16 protein-coding genes, 1 rRNA gene and 2 pseudogenes are annotated in these 19655 nt (G+C 56.9%); 12 read left to right on the top strand and 7 right to left on the bottom strand.

The window, feature by feature from the left end; all coding sequences use genetic code 11:
- Positions 1–107 (top strand): 5S ribosomal RNA (rrf, locus tag ACVWXF_RS12635); the annotation flags it as partial.
- A 132-nt stretch (positions 108–239) separates the two neighbouring features.
- On the opposite strand, the gene ACVWXF_RS12630 is transcribed toward rrf, so the two are convergent.
- Together ACVWXF_RS12630 and serA are read right to left on the bottom strand one after the other, a co-directional pair.
- The gene (locus ACVWXF_RS12630) at positions 240–1541 is read right to left on the bottom strand and encodes a bifunctional folylpolyglutamate synthase/dihydrofolate synthase (RefSeq protein ID WP_457474563.1); all 1302 of its coding nucleotides are present in this window, start codon (positions 1539–1541) and stop codon (positions 240–242) included.
- Between the two features lie 76 nt (positions 1542–1617).
- Complete coding sequence (gene serA / locus ACVWXF_RS12625) at positions 1618–3198, bottom strand: phosphoglycerate dehydrogenase (RefSeq protein ID WP_011433001.1); 1581 nt, start codon at positions 3196–3198, stop codon at positions 1618–1620.
- A gap of 233 nt (positions 3199–3431) precedes the next feature.
- Here serA and ACVWXF_RS12620 point away from each other — a divergent pair, with 233 nt between their 5' ends.
- The 9 genes from ACVWXF_RS12620 to ACVWXF_RS12580 all read left to right on the top strand — a co-directional run bounded on the left by ACVWXF_RS12620 (position 3432) and on the right by ACVWXF_RS12580 (position 14159).
- On the top strand, positions 3432–4643 hold the full coding sequence (locus ACVWXF_RS12620; RefSeq protein ID WP_414413710.1) for an acetate kinase: 1212 nt from the start codon (positions 3432–3434) through the stop codon (positions 4641–4643).
- Between the two features lie 118 nt (positions 4644–4761).
- Positions 4762–5226, top strand: a complete 465-nt coding sequence (locus ACVWXF_RS12615) for a hypothetical protein (RefSeq protein ID WP_457474562.1) — start codon at positions 4762–4764, stop codon at positions 5224–5226.
- Between the two features lie 529 nt (positions 5227–5755).
- Complete coding sequence (locus ACVWXF_RS12610) at positions 5756–6298, top strand: FHA domain-containing protein (RefSeq protein ID WP_457474561.1); 543 nt, start codon at positions 5756–5758, stop codon at positions 6296–6298.
- Positions 6299–6474: 176 nt separating this feature from the next.
- Entirely contained in the window at positions 6475–8496 is a 2022-nt protein-coding gene (locus tag ACVWXF_RS12605; protein WP_414382798.1) for an FHA domain-containing protein, read from the top strand.
- A gap of 256 nt (positions 8497–8752) precedes the next feature.
- A complete protein-coding gene (locus ACVWXF_RS12600; protein ID WP_457474560.1) occupies positions 8753–9205 on the top strand; it encodes a hypothetical protein in 453 nt (150 codons plus the stop codon).
- Between the two features lie 121 nt (positions 9206–9326).
- A complete protein-coding gene (gene ispE / locus ACVWXF_RS12595) occupies positions 9327–10262 on the top strand; it encodes a 4-(cytidine 5'-diphospho)-2-C-methyl-D-erythritol kinase (protein WP_457474559.1) in 936 nt (311 codons plus the stop codon).
- 145 nt (positions 10263–10407) lie between these two features.
- Entirely contained in the window at positions 10408–11589 is a 1182-nt protein-coding gene (locus ACVWXF_RS12590) for an RNA-guided endonuclease InsQ/TnpB family protein (RefSeq protein ID WP_457474558.1), read from the top strand.
- Positions 11590–11716: 127 nt separating this feature from the next.
- Positions 11717–13072 (top strand): acetyl-CoA carboxylase biotin carboxylase subunit, encoded by a 1356-nt coding sequence (gene accC, locus ACVWXF_RS12585; RefSeq protein ID WP_414332260.1) that lies wholly within the window; start codon positions 11717–11719, stop codon positions 13070–13072.
- A gap of 94 nt (positions 13073–13166) precedes the next feature.
- The gene (locus tag ACVWXF_RS12580) at positions 13167–14159 is read left to right on the top strand and encodes a tyrosine-type recombinase/integrase (RefSeq protein ID WP_457474557.1); all 993 of its coding nucleotides are present in this window, start codon (positions 13167–13169) and stop codon (positions 14157–14159) included.
- Positions 14160–14323: 164 nt separating this feature from the next.
- Here the strand turns inward: ACVWXF_RS12580 and ACVWXF_RS12575 are convergent, their stop codons facing one another.
- The 4 genes and pseudogenes from ACVWXF_RS12575 to ACVWXF_RS12560 all read right to left on the bottom strand — a co-directional run bounded on the left by ACVWXF_RS12575 (position 14324) and on the right by ACVWXF_RS12560 (position 16894).
- The gene (locus ACVWXF_RS12575; RefSeq protein ID WP_457474556.1) at positions 14324–15349 is read right to left on the bottom strand and encodes a hypothetical protein; all 1026 of its coding nucleotides are present in this window, start codon (positions 15347–15349) and stop codon (positions 14324–14326) included.
- Positions 15340–15942 carry a DnaJ domain-containing protein gene (locus ACVWXF_RS12570; RefSeq protein ID WP_457474555.1) on the bottom strand — a complete coding sequence of 201 codons (603 nt, stop codon included), beginning with the start codon at positions 15940–15942 and terminating at the stop codon, positions 15340–15342. The genes ACVWXF_RS12575 and ACVWXF_RS12570 overlap by 10 nt, the downstream gene beginning before the upstream one ends.
- A 150-nt stretch (positions 15943–16092) precedes the next feature.
- A pseudogene (locus tag ACVWXF_RS12565) lies at positions 16093–16275 on the bottom strand (ATP-binding cassette domain-containing protein); the annotation flags it as partial.
- Positions 16276–16468: 193 nt separating this feature from the next.
- Positions 16469–16894: a hypothetical protein gene (locus tag ACVWXF_RS12560; protein WP_414522542.1), complete on the bottom strand. Its 426-nt coding sequence runs from the start codon at positions 16892–16894 to the stop codon at positions 16469–16471.
- Positions 16895–17016: 122 nt separating this feature from the next.
- Between ACVWXF_RS12560 and ACVWXF_RS12555 the strand changes: the two genes are divergently transcribed.
- On the top strand, positions 17017–17652 hold the full coding sequence (locus ACVWXF_RS12555) for an exopolysaccharide biosynthesis protein (protein ID WP_457474554.1): 636 nt from the start codon (positions 17017–17019) through the stop codon (positions 17650–17652).
- 38 nt (positions 17653–17690) lie between these two features.
- On the opposite strand, the gene ACVWXF_RS12550 is transcribed toward ACVWXF_RS12555, so the two are convergent.
- On the bottom strand, positions 17691–18830 hold the full coding sequence (locus tag ACVWXF_RS12550; RefSeq protein WP_457474553.1) for an S-layer homology domain-containing protein: 1140 nt from the start codon (positions 18828–18830) through the stop codon (positions 17691–17693).
- A 352-nt stretch (positions 18831–19182) separates the two neighbouring features.
- Between ACVWXF_RS12550 and ACVWXF_RS12545 the strand changes: the two are divergent.
- A pseudogene (locus tag ACVWXF_RS12545) lies at positions 19183–19655 on the top strand (RNA-guided endonuclease TnpB family protein); the annotation flags it as partial.

Below are 19655 nucleotides of genomic sequence, written 5' to 3'. Positions count from 1 at the left end.
ATGGCGATGTGGAACCACGCCGACCCATCCCGAACTCGGACGTGAAACGCATCAGCGGCGAACCTACTGGCAGGGCGACCTGCTGGCAACCTAGCCCGGTGCCAGGCCCACCACCCTAACCCAATCAGTAGGGGAGTATCTTGATCAAGTGATAGTGGTTGAGAGCTAGTTTTTGTTCATAGCTCCTCTCTCTTTATAAGAGAGTAGCTCAGGTTTTGCATAAGGTTTCACCTGTCAGTTCAACAGGCTAGATCCCATCCCAAACATTCCTGCATCACCTGGCCCAATAGGTACAGGGATCCGCAGATTACAGCTGGTGGCTCAGTGAGGTTTTTCGGCTTGAGCAACTGAGCCCGAAGAGCGGAGAGATTGGGCAGTGCCCGTGCCGAGGCGAGATGAGGCTGCAGAGTCTGGGCTAGCTGAGCAAGTTGCTCGGGATCCGTCCCAGAGTGGCCGGCAATTGGCAGGGCAAAAAAGCAATCTCCCGGCCGCAGCAGGGTGCTGAGAATGCCCTGGACATCCTTGGTGGTGAGGATGCCCATATACCAGGTGAGGGGGCCAGGTTGATACTTATCCAGATAGCGACGGAGAGCCTGGGCAGCGGGTAAGTTGTGGGCTCCGTCCATCAGCAACTGACGGGATCCAATCTGCACCCGCTGTAAGCGCCCCGGCCAACGGGTGATGGCAAATCCTTTTTCGACAGCGGCATCCGGGATCCGCCAGCCCTGTTGCTGTAGGGTTTCTACAACGGCAAGGGCTACTGCTGCATTGGTGAGTTGTACATCGCCGCTGAGGGGCAAGGTGAGGAGCTGCCCTCGCCAGTGGACGGTTTGAGGCTCTGACCATCGCAGAGGTTCGACCATCTTCAGGGGGCTTCGCAATTGCTCTGCCTTGGCTCGGATAACTGCTGTGACCTCTGGAGTTTGGGGTGCGCACACTGCCGGGATCCCTGGCTTGAGAATACCCGCCTTTTCAGAGGCAATTTGGGGAAGGCTGTTGCCCAAGCGCTGCCAATGATCCCAGCCGATGGAGGTGATAGCCGTTACCACTGGCTCGATCCCAGCATTGGTAGCATCCAGCCGCCCCCCCAGGCCCACTTCTATCACTGCCACATCCACCTTTTGCCGGCGGAAGTACAGCCAAGCGGCAGCGGTGATAACCTCAAACTGGGTGGGAGAAGCCTCGTCAGGGGCATAGGTTTGTAGGCAGTCTCGCACCTGGGCCAGCGCTTGGCTCCAGTCGTTGGCGGAAATGTATTCCCCGTTCAGCCAAATCCGTTCCCGCCAGTCCACCAAATGGGGAGAGGTGTAGCGGCCCACACGATAGCCTGCCGCCCACAACACGTGGCTGACCCAGGCACAGACGGATCCCTTGCCGTTGGTACCGGCTACATGGATGGCCGGGATCCCAGCTTGGGGCTGTCCTAGACGCTGCAGCAAGACTTGCATGCGTTCCAGACTGAGATCCACACCAAAATGGCCCAGGGACTCCAGAAAGGCCGGCCAATCCCAGTCTGGGATCTGGGACAGGGTTAGGGACAAGTTGCTCTGGTTCAAGCAAAGACTCCGTCTTGCCAGGGTAGGTGAGATTTGGGATTTTTTCTAGGGATCAACAATTCTAGAGGTTCACTACAAAAGCGTCACGGATGCCCGGCTGCTTGAGCACCTCTTCCAGGATCCCATCCGGCAGGGGATCGTCCAAGCTGAGCACCATGACTGCATCGCCGCGGATGATCTTGCGCCCCACCTGCATGCTGGCGATGTTGACATTGTAGGCTCCCAGCAAGGTGCCAATCCGTCCGATGATTCCCGGCATATCCCGGTGCAGGGTCATCAGCATGTTGGCGGAAGGGGGCACATTCACCGGGAACTCGTCGATCTGGGTAATCCGCACCTCTCGCTCCCCAATCAACGCCCCCGAAACCGAGCGGATCCCATTGGGGCCGTGGGCAATCAACGTCAGGGATCCGGAATAATCTTTCAAAGAGGGATCTCGGGTTTCCACCACCCGGATGCCCCGTTCTTTGGCCTCAATGGAGGCGTTGACGTAGTTGACCCGCTCCCGCAGCGCCAGCGTCAAAAGCCCTTTGAGGGCGGCAATGACGATCGGCTGACCATCTTTTTCTGCCAGATCTCCCTGCAGGCGGATCTCCAACTGGTTGACGCGATCCCCCGCCAATTGGCCAACCAAGTTGCCCAGGGTTTCGGCCAAGTCCAGGTAGGGTCTGAGGTTTTGCAGCACCTCTGCCTGTAGGCCGGGGATGTTCACGGCAGAGCGGGCCGGCAGCCCCAGCAACACATCGCGGATCTGCTCGGCCACATCAATGGCCACATTCACTTGGGCTTCTTCGGTGGAGGCCCCCAAGTGGGGAGTGAGCAGGACTTCTTTGCCCAGGGAAAACAGCGGGGAGTCCTTCAGGGGCTCATTGGCAAATACATCCAAAGCCGCTCCGGCAATTTGGCCGGATTTCAGGGCTTCGTACAGGGCTTGTTCATCCACCAAACCGCCACGGGCGCAGTTGATCAGGCGGGCAGTCGGCTTCATCATGCGGAAGGTTTCGGCGTTGAACAGGTTGGTGGTTTCAGGGGTTTTGGGAATGTGCAAGGTGATGTAGTCGGATTCCTGGACCAAAGTTGTGAAGTCCACCAGGCGTACCCCCAGTTGCTCGGCCCGCTCCACGGACAGATAGGGGTCATAGGCCAGCAGCTTCATCCCCATCGCCTTGGCAATCTGGGCCACATGGGATCCAATCCGACCCAATCCGACAATCCCCAGCGTTTTTTTGTAGACTTCTACGCCGACAAACTCTTGCCGATTCCACAGGCCCGACTTCAGAGAGGCATTGGCATCGGGTATGTGGCGGGAGAGGGCCATCATCAAGGCAATGGCGTGCTCGGCAGCGGCAATGGTGTTGCCCTCTGGGGAGTTGACCACCAGGATCCCGGCTTTGGTTGCGGCGGGCACATCGATGTTGTCAACGCCAACGCCCGCCCGCCCGATGATTTTTAAGTTCGTCCCCGCCTCGATTACCTCTCGGGTAACCCGTGTACCAGAGCGCACCATGATGGCATCGTAGTTGGGGATGACCGCGATCAACTGCTCTGGGGTGAGCTGGGTTTGCACATCCACCTGAGCGACTTGGGAGAGAATGTCGATCCCCGCCTGATCGATGGGATCTGTGACGATGACTCTGGGCATAAGCAGCGTTAGTCCAGTGGGATGGAGGGCAACAGAAGTAGGGGAACAGATTACCCAAAAAATTGGGTCTAAAGCTCCGTCCTACCGCTACGCAGTTCGCCTTGGCCTCAGGAAGCTGCAGGAGGGCTTTAATGCTATGGTCATCCTTAGCGGCAGGGTAGTCAACCGCTCTGTTCAAGCAAGCGGGCTATAGGCCTTAAGCCCAGCAGTGCGAAGGCCAACGAAGACACGCTGTGAATATTCTGGTCGTCAATGCCGGTTCCAGCAGCCTCAAATCCTCCCTATTTCTGACGGTTGAGGGAAGGGTGGAGGCCACGCCCATCTGGCAAGCCCAGGTGGATTTCACCTACAAGCCGGGGGAGGCCCTCATCCAGACTCGTCGGCGAGGCGGTGGGTGGGAATCTTTTCCCTCCGCTTCACCTGAGGGAGGGATCGGCCAACTGGCCCCGCTGTTTCAAAGCCTCTGGCAAGGGGAGGGATCCCTGCTCCCGCAGGCGGCTGAGATCGGCGGCGTCGGCCATCGGGTGGTGCATGGGGGATCCCTGTACCGGCAGCCCACCTTAATTACGCCGGAGGTGGAGAGGGCGATTGAGCAATTGATCCCCTTGGCCCCAGCCCACAACCCTGCTGCGCTGGCTGGCATCCGTCTGCTAAGGCAACTGTTGCCGGGGATCCCTCAGGTGGCCGTTTTCGACACCGCCTTCCACCAGCAAATGCCTCTGGCCGCAGCCCTTTACCCCCTTCCCTACGCTTGGGCTGAACAAGGGATCCGCCGCTACGGGTTTCATGGCATCAACCACGAGCATTGCGCCCGTCGCGCTGCCGAGATCTTGAACCGACCCCTGGAGGAGTTGCGGCTGATCACCTGTCACCTGGGCAACGGCTGTTCGTTGGCGGCTATTCGCGGGGGCAGAAGCGTGGATACCACCATGGGCTATACCCCTCTGGAGGGCTTGATGATGGGATCCCGGTCGGGGTCAGTGGATCCGGGCATTTTGATCCATCAGTTGCGCCAGGGCATGAGCGTGGATGAACTGGATCGGATCTTGAACCGAGAATCGGGGTTGAAGGGCGTTTCCGGCCTGAGCAGCGATATGCGGGTTGTGTTGGAGGCAATGGAGGCAGGCCATGCCCGGGCGGAGCTGGCTTTTGAGCTGTTTGTTCACCGTCTGCGCAGCCAGATTGGGGCGATGCTCATGAGCTTGGATCGGCTGGATGCGCTGGTGTTCTCTGGGGGGATTGGGGAAAACTCAGCGCCGGTGCGGGCGGCAGCCTGTGCAGACCTAGGTTTTTTAGGGATCCAGATCGACCCGGTTTTGAATGCCGGATCCCCCCGCAACTGCGATATCAGCACTTCGGATGCTCCGGTGCGGGTTCTGGTGATCTCAGCCCAAGAGGACTGGGCCATTGCCACAGCTTGCCAAAACCTTTTGCAAGGGGAATAGACGAAGGATTCCAGGCTGCTTCTCGCCAGGTTCTCTCCTTTCCGCCCGCTGGCTTGGTGGAGACAAACTCTAGACAATAAGCTCAAAAAAAGAAGACCTTTTGGAGTGGAGGAAAACCATGCAGCGAAGGCATGAACGGATCCCAGTGCTGGTGCTGCTGAGCAGTGTTCTGGTGGGGTGTGGGGGCACGACCGGCAGCAGCGATCTTCTGCCCCTGCCGCCTCCCATACCTGCTCCATCCCTCACCATTACTGATCTCTCTCCGCGCACCGTCTCGGTGGGGCAAACCCCGACCTTTGTGGTGTCTTTTCGGGTAGAGGCCCCTGCCGGGATCCGGGGTTCCAACGCCTTTTTGGCTTCCGTCACCACCCCACTGGGCAATTTCGTAACCCTGGGAGCTTTTGATGCTGCTCAGTTGCCCGGCTGCTTCGTTGGGGCGACCACCTGCACCGTTACAGGGCTGACCCTGACCCAGAATCGCTTTACCCTCACTCAAACGGGATCCCATCAGCTCACCATCAGTGTGTTCGATCGGCAGGAGCGGCTGGGCAGCGGCAGTTTCACATTTACCGGAGTGCTTTGAAAACGGTTTGGATAAAGACACAGAGGATACTAGTCTTGCAGGATCCCCAGAAACTCAAAACTCACTCTAGGCCCTATCTCTCAGGTGGATTTCTGAGGCTTCCGGCCAAGGGATCAGGCCACCTCGGTCAAACTTGAACGGCCTCGCCGTTCCTGAGGAGATCGAGTTTTGTTGCTTCAAATCGGGTGGGGATAAAGTCGAGTATGTAGTCACTCTAAACATCATGGTCTAAACATCATGAATGAAACCTTTCCGTCTGGCTCCCCTCTCCCTCTGGAAGAGGAGCTGAGGGTGGTCGCGGAAGCGGCGCGGAGCGTTTGGGCACGGTCTCCAGCAGGAATGTAACTCGGAGATCCCAACTCAGGTGATCCGGATCAGCGCAAGCCTTTGGTCAGGGGAGTAGGTTATAGTTATCCAAAAAGATAACAATTTTGACGAAAAAGACATCTTCTGCTTTTCCCAAGCTGACCTTTGGATATGCTGAAGCCGATCTAGGGAATGGAGGCGCTGAACTGTGGAGAATGGGATCGTGTGTCAACTCACTTTAGAATGGACCGAGGCCGACCGGCGCCGATCGCAAACGGTTTCGCCTGTCCCCTCTAAGCTGGTTACCATTGGACGGGATCCCAGCTGTGATGTGGTGCTCAATGACCCAACTCGCTCGGTCTCAGGAGTTCACGCCGGGCTTTATTGGGATCCCAAAACCTTAAACTTTCACATTCGCAACTTAACTCGGGATCGTTTGCCTCCTAAGCAGCCCAACCCCGTCTGGGTGAATGGCCGAAAAATAATTCAGGAAGAGCTTGCGCTTGAGGCCAATAGCCAAATTCAATTGGGGCGCGTTGTGCTGAGCGTGAAGTCCATAGAAGTTGCCAGGAAGAATCAGGGGGTTCCCCTCAGCCGCGGCACTTTGGACGCCCTCAAGGTTAAGTGCAGCCGCCTGGAAAACCCTCACTACCTACCCCCGGAATATCAGGGCCAGAATTGTCCCTACTGTGGGCATTTGGTTTTGAGCGCTACCTTGGTGATCCCTCCTCCAGAAGCTGGCAAAGCCCCACAACCTCCTCTCTAGAGGACCAACCCTTTCTATTCTTCTTAATTCTTCTTACAGATCCCAGTGGCTGATCCAAGTCCGTGGGGGATAGAAAAAAGGGATCCCAGACAAACCCCGAGGTGACCTGTGAGGTCGCGCTGTTCTGTGTTTTCTCAATGGCCTCTTCATGATCTTTGTAAAGGTAAGCAGAAGCTATGCAAATTCAACTGAGCTGGGAAGATCCCATCACCGAAGAACAGCAGGAGCTGATTTTTCCATTGCCTCTTGCCTTGGGCAGGGAGCTGGCCCAATTGCCACAGGAATGGCAAGGTCGAGAAGTGGCGCGGGCTGTGTTTGCCAGCCAGGAGATCTCCCGTTATCACGCCCTCGTCTATCTCGGTGAGGATGGCCAGGTCATCTATGAAGATCGCAGTGCCAACGGCAGCCGCATCAATGGGGAAAAAATCCGTCAGGCACGCCGGGTGCTCCAGGGGGGAGAAGTGGTGGAGCTTGGCCCCTACAGCATCACCGTGGGTTTGGTGTCCCCCAGGGATCCCAATGCCACCCTTCTGACCGCCACCCCTACTCTTTTGCTGGAGCCGCGCACCGAACTGATTCGCCCGGCCACCCAACCCGACACCGCATTTGAGGTTCCCCCGGCTTCCACGGTGGTTTTTGCCCCAGAGCAGCTTCCCGAGGTGCGGCCTGGCTCGGATTTTCCCCCGCCGGATTTGTTTCGAGCTGAGCAAATTGCCCTGAGCGCCCTCAAAGCCACCGGACTACCTGTGGAAGAGACCCTCTATTTGGCCTTGGGCGGCGGTATCGGCAGCTTTGTGTGGGTGGATACCCTGCGCATCTACGGGGTCAGACCGGAACACATCCGCGTCATCAGCATTGCCCGTAAACCCTACGAACGGTATGAACGGCTTTTGACCAACTGCCAGATCCCCCGCTGGAAGCGAATTCGCTCTGGCTCCGATTCTTGTCCAGACAACATTTGGGGCTGGCCTGGCTATGCTCTGCGGGATGCTTGGCGTTCCTTTTTCTCCGGCCGATTGTTGGAAGCATTCGGCTTTTTGTGGCAGGTATTTAGTGAGCCCTTGTTGGCAGATACCTATACGCCGCGGGCGGGGGATGTATTTGCCTCAATGGATCGGGAGGCAGCCCGAATTGGTTGGGAGCAAATGTTGTGTTACGGCCATATTCGCGCCATTCGCAAAACGGAGGATGGGCGATATGTGGTGGCCTATTCGGCAACGCGGCCCGGCCATACGGATCACCGTTTTATGGTGGCCAAGTATCTCCATTTGGCAACTGGATATCCGGCCATCAAGTTGCTCAACGACCTGCAGGAGTTTCGCGAAAAAACAGGAGATTTGAGATCGGTGGTACACGGCTATGAGCCTCATGATCACGTTTATGAGCAGTTGGAGAAACAAGGTGGCACCGTCCTAATTCGGGGATTTGGGATCGTCGCCTCTCAGGTGATGGAACGCCTTTACGAAGCCCGCAAAGTCAACCCCCGCATCTCGGTGGTGCATCTGAGCCGTGCGCCCAAAAGCGGTAATCGCTTCGGACGAGCCAAACGGGCAGTGGATAACCATTGGGAGTTTCAGCCCTTCAACTGGCCCAAGGGCACTTGGGGAGGAGTTCTGCGTGCCAAATTGGAAGCGGCGACCCCCCTGGAACGGCGCGAACTGCTGGAAGCTTGGGGCGGCACCACGACAGCAAGTCGGCGGAAATGGCGGCGGATCGTGCGGCAAGGGTTGCGAGAGGGCTGGTACTCGATTGTGTTCGGCAAGGTGGAGTCGGTGGTTCCCGGCGACAAGGGTAAGCCGGTAACCTACATTCGAGGTACCCACAACAACACGCAATTAAAGGTGGAGGCCGATTTCGTTATCGACTGTACGGGTTTGGTTTCGGATCCCATGACCAATCCTCTCCTCAACGATCTAATTACCCACTACAACCTGCCCCTCAATCCTCACGGGCGCTTGCATGTCTCCAACGACTTTGAGCTGGTGGAGATGCGCAACCGGGATGGGCGAATGTACGCCGCTGGGATCATCACCTTGGGCGGGCCTTATGCGCCGGTGGATACGTTTTTGGGTTTACAGTACTGTGCCCATCGCTCGGTGGAACACCTGGCCCGACTGCGGGCACCGGGGGTCAAAGGCTTAGAAGGGATCCGATCCCTGTGGCAATGGTGCAAGTGGGCCCTAAACATCAGCCCCTAGCTTGCCGACATTGGGCAACGCTCCTGGATTTTGCCGGATGTTTATGGTTATCAACGCTATTGTTGGCGACACATCATGGCTATTCCCCATCCCGTTGAACCTGGTGAGAGGGGTGTTGCGTTGATCCCCAACTCTTCTATACCAAAGGGGGACAAAGGGGGAAGGGTTGGGGGTGAGGGCCAGAAGGTTCCCTCAAACAGACTGGGAGCGACACGGATCCTGATGATCTCGATAGGCAAAACTGCTGGAGGAAAAGATGACTCCGACCCTGATTGGCCGCTGGCAAACTCGCATTTTCTTATTGGCCACCGTTGGTGTTTTGGCAAGTTTACCCTTTTATTTTGGGCTCACCGGACATGGCGGCAGCCTCACCTATTTTTGGGTATTGCTCTACGTGGGTCTGTTTGGCTGTGTTTGGGATGTCGTTTATAACTATCTGATGGGGTGGATGTGGGATCACGATTGGCCTGGGATCCTTCAGCTTTTGGCCGGCATTTGGGAAGGGCTTTTTTTGGGTACAGTCTTGAAGGTGGTGGGTCTTCCTTATATCCCAACCCAACGGTTTGACTTGGGAGATTTTATTCTCCACTACAGTGTGGTCTGGGTTTGCCTTTACCTCAGCGCTTGGGTGGTAATGCGCATTTTGTTTCCCCGCTGGCGCTTTCGCGGTGGAGAGTGGCTGGGGCCATGGCCTCGCTCTGGCAGCTAGAGAGGGGATCCACTGCCGCTAGAATCAGGCTGGGAGACCTCCCCGGATAAGTCTGTGTTTTGATCAGGTCTGTACAGGCTAAGGGGAGTTGAGACTTGTTGCTGACCCAGATTTTTGCCCCATGCAAGCCTGTACCCTGATTGCCCGCGCCAAGATCAACCTCTACCTGGAAATCCTCGGCTCCCGTCCTGACGGGTATTCAGAGGTGGCGATGGTGTTGCAGAGCATTCATTTGGCGGATCGCCTGCAGTTGAAGTGCCGTCCTCACGGGATCCACCTCACCTGCGATCGTCCAGAAGTGCCTGCAGATGCCCGCAACCTTGCCTATCAAGCCGCTGAGCTGCTGCAAAAAGAGTGTCACTCTGCCGCTGGCGTGGAGATTCACATCGAAAAGCACATTCCGGTGGCAGCAGGTTTGGCGGGGGGCTCGGCTGATGCGGCGGCGGTTTTGGTGGGGTTAAACCAACTGTGGGGGCTGGGCCTGACGGTGGGAGAGTTGCAGAGTTTGGCAGCCCGCTTGGGATCCGACATTCCCTTCTGTATCCAGGGGGGAACGCAACTGGCCACCGGGCGCGGGGAAGTTTTGGAGCCGCTGGCCGATTGGGAAGGGATCCCTGTGCTGCTGGCCAAGCCCAAGCACCTGGGGGTTTCCACCGCCTGGGCCTATCAAGCCTTTCGTTCTCGTCAGGGGAGCTTGGGAGGGGATGCTCTACCCAAACCCACACTGCCCACCTTGCCGCAGGCGTTGGCGGCTCTCAGCCGTCAGGATCCGCCGGCGTTAGCCAGGAGTTTGCGCAATGACTTGGAACAGGTGGTTTTGCCGGAGTACGCGATTGTAGGGGAACTGCGCCAAGCTCTTCTCTCGGCGGGGGCCCTGGGATCCCTGATGTCGGGGTCGGGGCCAACGGTCTTCGGAATCATGCCCAGCCTGGAGCTGGCCGCCCAAGCGCGCGACACCCTGCGTCGCCAGTTTCAAGATGTGGAGTTTTGGGTGACGCAGTTTGCCCCCACCGGGATTCTGCTGCAGCCGGATCCCTGTAGCCTCAGCCCCACCTAGGGTGTTGGCTGGATTGGCCGGATATGGGATCCCCACCTGACCTTCTCTATCCTCCCCTCCAGTTGACCAAAAAAACTGGGTTACAAGCCCCGCCCTTCTAGGGCGGCTTTTGTAAGATGCTATTAGACAGGAAAGGCAACTTTGCATGTACCTTGTCCGCAAGCTCAAGCTAGGCGTCTCAGAGCAACTGCAGCTGTTGAGCAGGGCAGCAGGCGAGCTGTACTCAAAGGTGCTCGTTCACTTTTGGCGGGTTGTCCGCAAGAAGGGACTGTGGTTGAAACCTTCCACGCTAATGCGGTGGTTTCCCAACGACCCTGAGAATACACTTCATGCTCACAGTGCAGACGCGGTAGTGCAAAGCTTCTTTGCCTCTCTCAAGTCCTGGCGGGAACGCCGCAAAACCGACCCCAACGCCCGTCCACCTCGACGCCGTCGGTACTTCTACAAAGTCCAGTGGAAATCTTCAGCCATCCAAGTCGTCAATGGGAAGCTGCGATTGTCGAACGGGAAAGGCAAGGAGCCCCTGATTGTTAACTGGGCTTGGGATACGCCTGTTTGGGTAGAGATGGGCTGGGATGGCCAGCAGTATGAGCTGAGGGCTTGCTACAAGGTGGGGGATACGCCGCCGGAAGAAGAGGGGGAAGAGAGCAACGTTGCCGCTGTGGATTTGGGTGAGATTCACCCCGCAGTCGCTCATGAGGGGGGACAAACCTACATCGCCAATGGCAGGCTGCTGCGCTCCAAAAGGCGCTACCAGAACAAGCTGCAGGGCAAGCTAGCTCGACTCCTGGCGCGCAAAAAGCGGGGGTCTCGGCGGTGGAAGCGGCTAGTTCGCTCTCAACGTTTGCAGCTCAAGAAGCTACACCACCAAATCCAAGACATTCTGCACAAGCAGACGACCAGACTGGTCTCCACGCTCCACGAGCGAGGCGTGCAGACAGTTGTGATTGGCGACCTTCGGGATATCCGGATGTCTGCCAACTACAACAAAAAGGCGAATCAGAAGATCCACCAGATGTTGCATGGTCAAGTCCGGCATCTCATCACCTACAAAGCTGAGCGGTTGGGGATGAGAGTGGTACTGCAAGATGAGCGGTACAGCTCTCAGGAGTGTCCTGTTTGTGGACAGAGAAACAAGCCCAAAGGTCGTGTGTACAGGTGTGGGTGTGGGTTTGAGTTCCATCGGGACGGGGTGGGGGCAATTAACATCCGCAGGAAGTATCTGGGCTCCGGCCCAGTAGTTGGGGCCATGGCATCCCCCATAGGGTTGAGGTTTCAGCCTCATGCCCTGTGTAGCTCAGTCGGTAGGAGCAATTCTGCTGGCTGAGAAAGCATCCCCGTCCTTTAAGACGGGGAGTATGTCAAATAGTAGGATGAGCACCTGAACTTAACCTTGCGTTTACAGACCGCTGGCCTTAGCGGTCTAGCTACCTCTTCAGCTTTGAACCTTCCTCATGCCGCCCATCACCAAGATCCTGATTGCCAACCGGGGTGAGATCGCCCTGCGCATCATCCGCACCTGTCAGGAAATGGGGATCCGAACTGTGGCCGTTTACTCCACTGCGGATCAGAACTCCCTGCACGTCCAACTGGCGGACGAGGCTGTTTGCGTAGGAGATGCCCCGGTGGCCAAAAGCTACCTCAACATTCCCAACATCATCTCGGCAGCCCTCACCCGCGGGGCCACTGCCATTCATCCGGGCTATGGGTTCTTGGCGGAGAATGCCAAATTTGCCGAGATGTGTGCCGACCACAACTTGATCTTCATCGGCCCCTCGCCAGAGGCGATGCGCAAGATGGGCGACAAGGCCACGGCCCGCGAGACCATGCAAGCGGTGGGGGTGCCGACGGTGCCGGGCAGCCGCGGGTTGATCACCTCTGAGGAGGAGGCAGTGAAGCTGGCGGAGAAAATCGGCTACCCCGTGATCATCAAAGCCACCGCCGGTGGCGGGGGGCGGGGTATGCGGGTGGCGCGGGATGCCCAGGAGCTGCTGAAGATGCTGCGCACCGCTCAGGGGGAAGCCCAAGCAGCCTTTGGCAACGGCGGGGTTTACTTGGAGAAGTTCATCGAGCGCCCCCGTCATGTGGAGTTTCAGATCTTGGCGGATAGCCAGGGCAATGTGGTGCATCTGTACGAGCGGGATTGCTCCATTCAACGGCGGCATCAAAAGCTGTTGGAAGAGGCCCCCAGCCCGGCTTTGACTGCAAGCTTGCGCGCCCGCATGGGAGCAGCGGCGGTGAAAGCGGCCAAGGTGGTGAATTATGTGGGGGTGGGCACGGTGGAGTTTTTGCTGGACAAAAATGGCCAGTTTTACTTCATCGAGATGAACACCCGCATCCAGGTGGAGCATCCGGTTACTGAGATGGTGACCGGGCTGGATCTGATTGCCGAGCAGATTCGCATTGCCCAAGGTCAACCCCTCACCTTTCGCCAGAAGGATGTGGAGTTGCGGGGCCATGCTATCGAATGCCGCATCAACGCCGAGGATCCCAAGCAGCAGTTTCGGCCTTGCGCTGGCACGATCAGTGCCTATTTGCCCCCTGGGGGGCCGGGGGTGCGCATGGATTCCCACATCTACACCGACTACACCATTCCCCCCTACTACGATTCGCTGTTGGGCAAGCTGATCGTCTGGGGGCCTAACCGGGCAGCAGCCATCCGCCGCATGCAGCGGGCTTTGGGGGAATGCGCCATCACTGGGGTGCCCACCACGATCCCTTTCCACCAGCAGATCCTGCGCCACGAGGCTTTTTTGCGGGGCGAGGTGTACACGGATTTCATCACCCAACACCTGCTGCCCGGCCAGTAGCCATCGACTCTCAGGTCGGGATCCCTCTCTGGACAGCAGCTGGCCACAAGTTGAGGATAAAGTTAAGGGCTAGCAGAGGGATGGAGGTGGCAGGATGAGGGAGCCTCGATCGGGCTGGGCTCAGGAGACCCATCCCCAGAGTCAGCCGACTGGCCCTGTTCCCAGCCTCAGCCATCTGGCGGCGCAATTTTTGCAGGAGCGGCAGCGGGATCTGGCCCCGGCTAGCCGCCGCACCTATCGCATCGCTCTGGAGCAGTTTGCCAAAACTTGCCCGGTGCCGCTGCCCCAGGTGCAGCCTGTCCACGTTCAGTCCTTTTTGAACAGCTTGAAAGGGCGACCATTCCAAAGCCGCTCCGGCCAGCGGATCCACCCGCCCGCCTCTCCGGCCACCTACAACCTGAAGCGGTTGGCCTTGCAGCAATTTTTTGAATGGGCCAGCCAACGGGGCTACCTTCAGGATCCCCTGCCCACTCAAGCCATTCGACCTGCCCGCCTACCCGCTCGTTTGCCTCGCGATCTGGATCGGTTGTTGTTGCAGCGGGTGTTGCAGCGGGCCCAAAACCATTCTCTGCGCTACGCGGCTTTGATTCGCCTGATGCTGGAGTGCGGGCTGCGGGCCCAGGAGCTGTTGGACTTAACCGTTCAAGATTTTCAAATCAGCCCTGAGGGATCCCTGTTGGAAGTGCGCTGTGGCAAGGGGAGTAAACCTCGCGCTGTGGCAGTAGGGGATCCCCTCTCCGAGCTGTTGCAGCAGTATCTGAGCCAAGAACGGGGCCCGTGCGCGCCGACGGATCCCTTGTTTGTTTCCCAATCTCGCTGCTTGGCCTACCGAGGCCGCCCCCTGACCTACGATGGCCTGCGCCACATTGTTCTCAAGCTCACCGAGCCTGAGCCAGGACATCAAACCCCTCACCAGTTTCGCCACAGCTTTGCCACCTTGCTGCTGGATCGTGGCGTTGCCCCTGAGCATATCCAGCACCTGCTGGGCCATACAACTGCCGCCATGACGATGCGCTACACCCAGCGGGCCAACTTGAGAGCAGCCATCGCCCGTTCCCGCGAGATCTTAAATCAGGGCTTGGTTTAGGGATCCCTGGCTGTACTATGGCCTCTGTCGTTTCCAGTGAGACAGACGCGGATTGCTCGCAGAAAGAGGGATCCCCAAAAAGAGATCAAGGATCCTCAAGGACGGACAAACCTGACTAAGGTGGTTGGAATGACCTGAAAACAACCGATAACCAATGGGTTATTTCAAGTTACACGCTGGAGAGGAATGTAGAGCACATGCTCTCTCCCCTTGCCAATGGGCAACTGCGGCCCAAGACTGGCCTTCTGTTGTCCCAACCAGATGATCAGGTTTTTGTTCTCAGGATAGTATTCCAAAACATACTTGATGAAGTCATCAATTGTACATGGCTCGTTGAAACCTCCCATCCACTGATGAAAGTGGCTATGCACTTCGCTGGCTATAGTAATCAGGTTGGAAAGATTTGCTGCAATCTTTGGATAGTGCGCTTCAGAGTAGAGATGGTGAACCGTTAGGCTACTGGCTGTTTTTCGAGTAACTCTACAGAGATTTTTATCCCTTCTTCTTGCAAGCTCTTTTGCTCTTTCTATCTGCCTTTGTCTATCCTGGATTGTCTTGACGATTGCCTGAATCTGGGGTTCAATGCGTTCGCCAACATCTCGACACCAGTCTTTTCTGTGGTTTTGCTTGAGGATTTCTACCATAATCTTGGCAAGCTCATAGATGCCTCGCAAAGAGAGGTAGACAGTGTCGTCGTTGCCAAAGCGTGTGTAATGAACGTCTTTGATGAGTTTACTTTGTTTTGATGCAATCTCAAGCGCTTTCTTAAGGTAATCAGTTCGAGTTCCAAAGATCGTCACAACATCTTGAAGAGATAGCCAAAACTGATCTTGTCTTCTGACCAGAGAGGAGCTGTTTTCGAGGATCCTATGATCCACCAGAGCCTTCTGCCTCTTGCGATACTCTTCCTTGAACCAATTCCTAATGCTTGTGCTAATGCTTGTGTCTGTAGAGTACTTACGACCTTGCTCTGACCTAGACCTTAAAAAGGATAAAATGGCGTAAGCACCAGACTGCGTGTATTCTCTCAGCCCCGAACTTTTGTTGATAACGCGATAGTCTTTACCTTCCACCAGTTCCCACTCATCATCAGGGATACTGTCAAAGTAGGCTTCAATCTCCCTGAGTTCCTCAAGGCTGATACCCAAAAATTCGGCGAGCTTGTTTGAAGAAACATAGACTATAGCCATTTCTCAAATTTCTCCGTAAGGCTTTTGTAGAAGAGAGTCAATCGCTGGAAAATTTTGTCATCCCCGGTTGGAGAATCGGGATGGTAGATCTTGCTCAGGCGATAAAAGGCAGCTTTGATGTCCTCATTGGTAGCTCGATCGGGGTCAAGTCCAAAAACCCGCCATGGCAAGTCGTACTTGAAGATGTTGATCCCGTTGATGCAGCCATACCCCTCTTCCCCCTCTTCGTTGGGAAGGATCCCGATGTGCTGACGATAAATGCGCTCCAAATCGTCTATGTTGGATAAGCTCAGCTTGCCCATGCCGCTGGTTGCCAGTTTGAAGCTGGCTGACTTTCTCAGCTCGGCTGCGTTTTTAACGCCAAAGTGGTTGTAAATCGCTTTCTGCAGCTCTTTGACAGACAACCGAGGCGGTGGCTGTAGCTGCCTGACCACAAACCGCGCAAAATTCTCCAGGAGTTCCTTAGAGATGCCGTAGGTATCGGAAAGGCGCTGGATTTCTGCAGCAATCGCCCCTTGCGGATCGGGCTTGGTCTCTTCTCTTGAGGTTGCCCTAGTTGTTTTTGGTTTTGTGCTGGCGGCTTTTTTGGGCATGGCTTCCCCTCAAGTCAGTGATGCCAAGTGTAGATCCGCACAAAACTTATAGGCTGTCTGTGAATTTATTTGCACAATGATGCAGACAGTCTTAGGTCAGTGTAACAATGTTGCCGGTACCTGTAAAGCTTTGCACCACATAAGCTTCGCCATACCGATGCCCAGTTGGATGGCTTGGTGTGGGGAGCAGATCCGCACTGGGCGGCCCCGCAGGCGAATCTCGCCAGCATCCGGCTGGTAGAGGCCCGCCAGCATGTTCATCAGGGTGGTTTTCCCGGCGCCATTCTCCCCCCGGAGAGCGTAAATCTCCCCGGCCCGTAGTTCAAAGTCCACGCTAGAGCGCCCCCAGCTTGCCTGTTCGGTTGAGTTCCCCCGCCAGGATCCCTACCAGACAGGCTCTCTCATAAAAAGGCTGATCATAAATGGAAGGCTCTCTGAAGAAAGAGGTACACAGGTTGAGTACCACCTTTCCTTGGCAGTGAACGTATTTCCGGCTACTTTTCAGCGCCAACTTGGGGCCGCCCCTTCAGCTTTTGGGGATCAGTCGCTTCGGACAGGCAGCACGGATATGGGATTCGCTCAGGTCGGGCATGAGAGCCAAGGCCCGCTGAGCATCAATTTGCGCTTCGCACACTGCCTCCAGTACCTGCTCAGCCATCAAGGAAAGGGGCATATCGGCGGTTTGCTCGGGATCGGTATCCACGGAAATTTGTCGGACTCTCACAGGGGGGGGTGGTAACACCGGCGGAGCTGCCTGCGGGGATAGGGTGGTGGAAGTGCCCACCTCCAACTGCGCTTCTGCCAGGGCCACACCGTGCCCCACTATCAGTAGGGATCCCAGCAGCAGGGGCCATCCTAGCCTACGACCCCCTCTGCCGAACTGAGTTGGATACTTCTGCCATTGCTCCAGACCGCTGATGTTCTCGGCCCTGTTGAGCCTGTTGCCGAGCATGTCACCTCTCCAAAACCACCCCTTTGCTCAAGATATCCAACACAGTTTGAATTTGCAGTAGGCTAGCGTTGGCTTTCCAAATAGCGCTCACCCGTTTCCAAACTTTGCCTGCTGTAGCTTCCATGGCCCGTCTATCCCAAGAACTAGCCCGGCTTTCCTGCCTTCCCGATAGCCCAGAGCAGCCCAAACTCCCTCCGGAAGGGTCGATCTGCATCGAAGACATCCTGGAACTGGCGGGCGAGCGCAGCTTTGGATTCTTTTTGGCAGTGCTCTCTTTCCCTTCTGCTCTGCCGCTGCCAGCTCCCGGCTATTCCACTCCCTTTGGTGTGTTCATTGTGTTGCTGGCCCTTCAACTGGTGGCAGGGCGAACCACCCCTTGGCTGCCGAAATGGGTGTTGCAGACCTCTGTTGAACGGAAGCAATTTCAAAAGTGGGCGCAGGCCGGGATCCCGTGGCTGCAGCGGATTGAAAAGATTGCCCGTCCCCGCTGGCGGCAGCTCTGCACCACACGGCTTGGCCAAGTCTGGCTGGGCACCTGGATTGGCTTGATGGGGATTTCCATGATCATCCCCGTTCCAGGCACCAACACTCTGCCGGCGATGGGGGTTTTCGTCACCGCCTTTGGGCTTTTGGAAGAAGACGGGATCCTGTGCAGCTTGGGATCCCTGATCTGTGTGGCAGGAGGACTGCTGACCACTTCCATTTTGATCGGCCTGTGGTGGGGGGGAACAACCCTCTTGGATTGGCTGGGGAGATAGCCGTGCCGACACCACTTATGATTCCGGCCTTGCACCGGTTATCGGGATGTCGGGGCCAGCGCCAGATCCTGAGTGAGGCGCAACTCGATCACCTGATTGGGATCCAGCACCACCACCTGTGGTGCCGTTACATTGCCAATTACCGCTCCGGCCACCCCCGCCCCCAGCACTTCTTCTGTGGCAATGGCATTGTCTCCGGTTACCAAGCCGAGAATGGCGCCCGCTGCCGCGCCGATGGCTGCATCCTGAATGATTTTGCCTGTGGTGGTGTAGCGGGGATCCTTGACATCGTGGATGATGTCTGACTGGGCAGCCAAGGGGAACAGTTGGTTGTTGACAATGATGCTTTCCGCCACAAAACGGGTGCCCCCTGGGGCTGGCTCAAAGCGGCCATCCACCCGCGAGCCAAAAGGCACCAGAATATCCCCCTGGGCGTTGCGAATCGGGTTGCGGACGATCAAAGACATGGGCCGGGTTTCGTTGGGGGCAATGAAGAGGCGCTCGTTGAAGGGGGTGGTGGTTTGCATCAAGGTGCCCGCCGCCAGCGTGGAAAGGCGCAGGTCAAAGCCTGGCTGGGAACCGGAGGGCAAGCCCCCTGGGTTTTGTGCCACCAAGGATCCCCGGCTGAGCATGGCCTGGTGGGTGAAGGCTGCTACCTCGGCGCGAGTGGCGGGACGGTTGGGTTCCAAGAGCATCGGGTCTGGATAATTGACGATCAACCCGGCGCGGTTGGCCGCCGCAATTTGTGCCAGGGCCCAATTGGGGATGGCTGCCGCATCTCGGTAGCGGCTGAAGAGATCTCCGGGCTGAGCGGCTGGGATCGCTCCCGTGTTGCCAATGGCGTTGGTCAAAACCACCAGCGCTTCGGTGCGGGTAACGGGCTGTTCAGGACGGAAGGTGCCATCGGGAAAGCCTGCCACCAGGTTGTTGGCTGCTGCCGTCGAGATGGCGCTGGCTGCCCAGTGGGTGGGGGGCACATCCCGGAAGCCGATGAAAGTACCGGAGGTATTGCGGAGGCGGAAAGCGGTATTGACAATGGTGGCAAACTGAGCGCGGGTAACCGGCTCATTGGGGCGGAAGGTGCCATCGGGGAAGCCGTTCAACACTCCCTGAGCGGAGAGGGTCTCAATGTAGGCTTGGGCCCAGTGACCAAAGGTGTCGCGGAAAGGGGCGGCCATGGCCACCTGGCAGTGGATACCCAAGACAGCTCCCGATAGGAGTATGCCTGCTGCACGTGGATTTAAAAGAGAGGGAAACATCGTTCATTCACCGAGTTGTCGTAGCGCCCATTGCTGGGTCGATGGCTACTTTTATTCTGGCTATTTCCTCAGTGATGACAATGGCGGAAACCCTTGCTCTGAGGTAATTTGAGCGTTTCTAACCTAAGATTTGCAGCAAAACGCAACTGCAGAGGATTGATAAGGAAACCCCTAAATCTCTGTCGCGTCAGCTAGAAATCGCAGGAGCCCCGCACTGTACCCGTAGGGTCAGTGTCGGGAGGAAAGCGCTTTGATGAAGTACAATGAACTTATGAGCCAAGTCCTGACCATATCCTGCAAGCTCAAGGTGTCCCAGTCGCAAGCCGCTAAATTGGACGCGACGATGGATGCCTTTGTGCAGGCACTGAACTGGGTCAACCAGAACACGCCGGAGAAGATCGTCAATGCGGTCAAACTGCAATCCCTTTGCTACTACGAGATTCGCGCCCGATTCGGCTTGTCCAGTAACTTGGCCCAACAGGTCTGCAGACGGGTGGCAGGCGCTCGCAAAGTGGCGAGACAGCGCAACCGTCCAGTTAAAGAGTTCAAGCGTGGGTTCGTTACCTACGACGCACGTATCTTTTCATTCCGCGAGAAAGACTGGACGGTGTCGCTGACCACGGTGGAAGGGCGAGAGCGCTTTGGACTGGCCATTGGTAACTACCAGCGTGGGATGCTGGCTGGCTCTAACCCCAAATCGGCCACCCTAGTCCAGCGGAAGGATGGCTCCTACTACATCCAGAT

This window comes from Thermostichus sp. MS-CIW-40 (assembly GCF_054058315.1).
The sequence above is the reverse complement of the archived record's forward strand: the minus strand, read 5'-3'. Positions and strand labels throughout refer to the sequence as shown.

What these genes read in the sequence shown, in the direction of transcription:
- ACVWXF_RS12570 (WP_457474555.1), bottom strand. Translation starts at nt 15,942, where the DNA reads ATGCCCAAAAAAGCCGCCAGCACAAAACCAAAAACAACTAGGGCAACC.
- ACVWXF_RS12555 (WP_457474554.1), top strand. Translation starts at nt 17,017, where the DNA reads ATGGCCCGTCTATCCCAAGAACTAGCCCGGCTTTCCTGCCTTCCCGAT.
- ACVWXF_RS12600 (WP_457474560.1), top strand. Translation starts at nt 8,753, where the DNA reads ATGACTCCGACCCTGATTGGCCGCTGGCAAACTCGCATTTTCTTATTG.
- ACVWXF_RS12615 (WP_457474562.1), top strand. Translation starts at nt 4,762, where the DNA reads ATGCAGCGAAGGCATGAACGGATCCCAGTGCTGGTGCTGCTGAGCAGT.
- accC (WP_414332260.1), top strand. Translation starts at nt 11,717, where the DNA reads ATGCCGCCCATCACCAAGATCCTGATTGCCAACCGGGGTGAGATCGCC.
- ACVWXF_RS12560 (WP_414522542.1), bottom strand. Translation starts at nt 16,894, where the DNA reads ATGCTCGGCAACAGGCTCAACAGGGCCGAGAACATCAGCGGTCTGGAG.
- ACVWXF_RS12605 (WP_414382798.1), top strand. Translation starts at nt 6,475, where the DNA reads ATGCAAATTCAACTGAGCTGGGAAGATCCCATCACCGAAGAACAGCAG.
- ACVWXF_RS12575 (WP_457474556.1), bottom strand. Translation starts at nt 15,349, where the DNA reads ATGGCTATAGTCTATGTTTCTTCAAACAAGCTCGCCGAATTTTTGGGT.
- ispE (WP_457474559.1), top strand. Translation starts at nt 9,327, where the DNA reads ATGCAAGCCTGTACCCTGATTGCCCGCGCCAAGATCAACCTCTACCTG.
- serA (WP_011433001.1), bottom strand. Translation starts at nt 3,198, where the DNA reads ATGCCCAGAGTCATCGTCACAGATCCCATCGATCAGGCGGGGATCGAC.
- ACVWXF_RS12580 (WP_457474557.1), top strand. Translation starts at nt 13,167, where the DNA reads ATGAGGGAGCCTCGATCGGGCTGGGCTCAGGAGACCCATCCCCAGAGT.
- ACVWXF_RS12550 (WP_457474553.1), bottom strand. Translation starts at nt 18,830, where the DNA reads ATGGCCGCCCCTTTCCGCGACACCTTTGGTCACTGGGCCCAAGCCTAC.
- ACVWXF_RS12590 (WP_457474558.1), top strand. Translation starts at nt 10,408, where the DNA reads ATGTACCTTGTCCGCAAGCTCAAGCTAGGCGTCTCAGAGCAACTGCAG.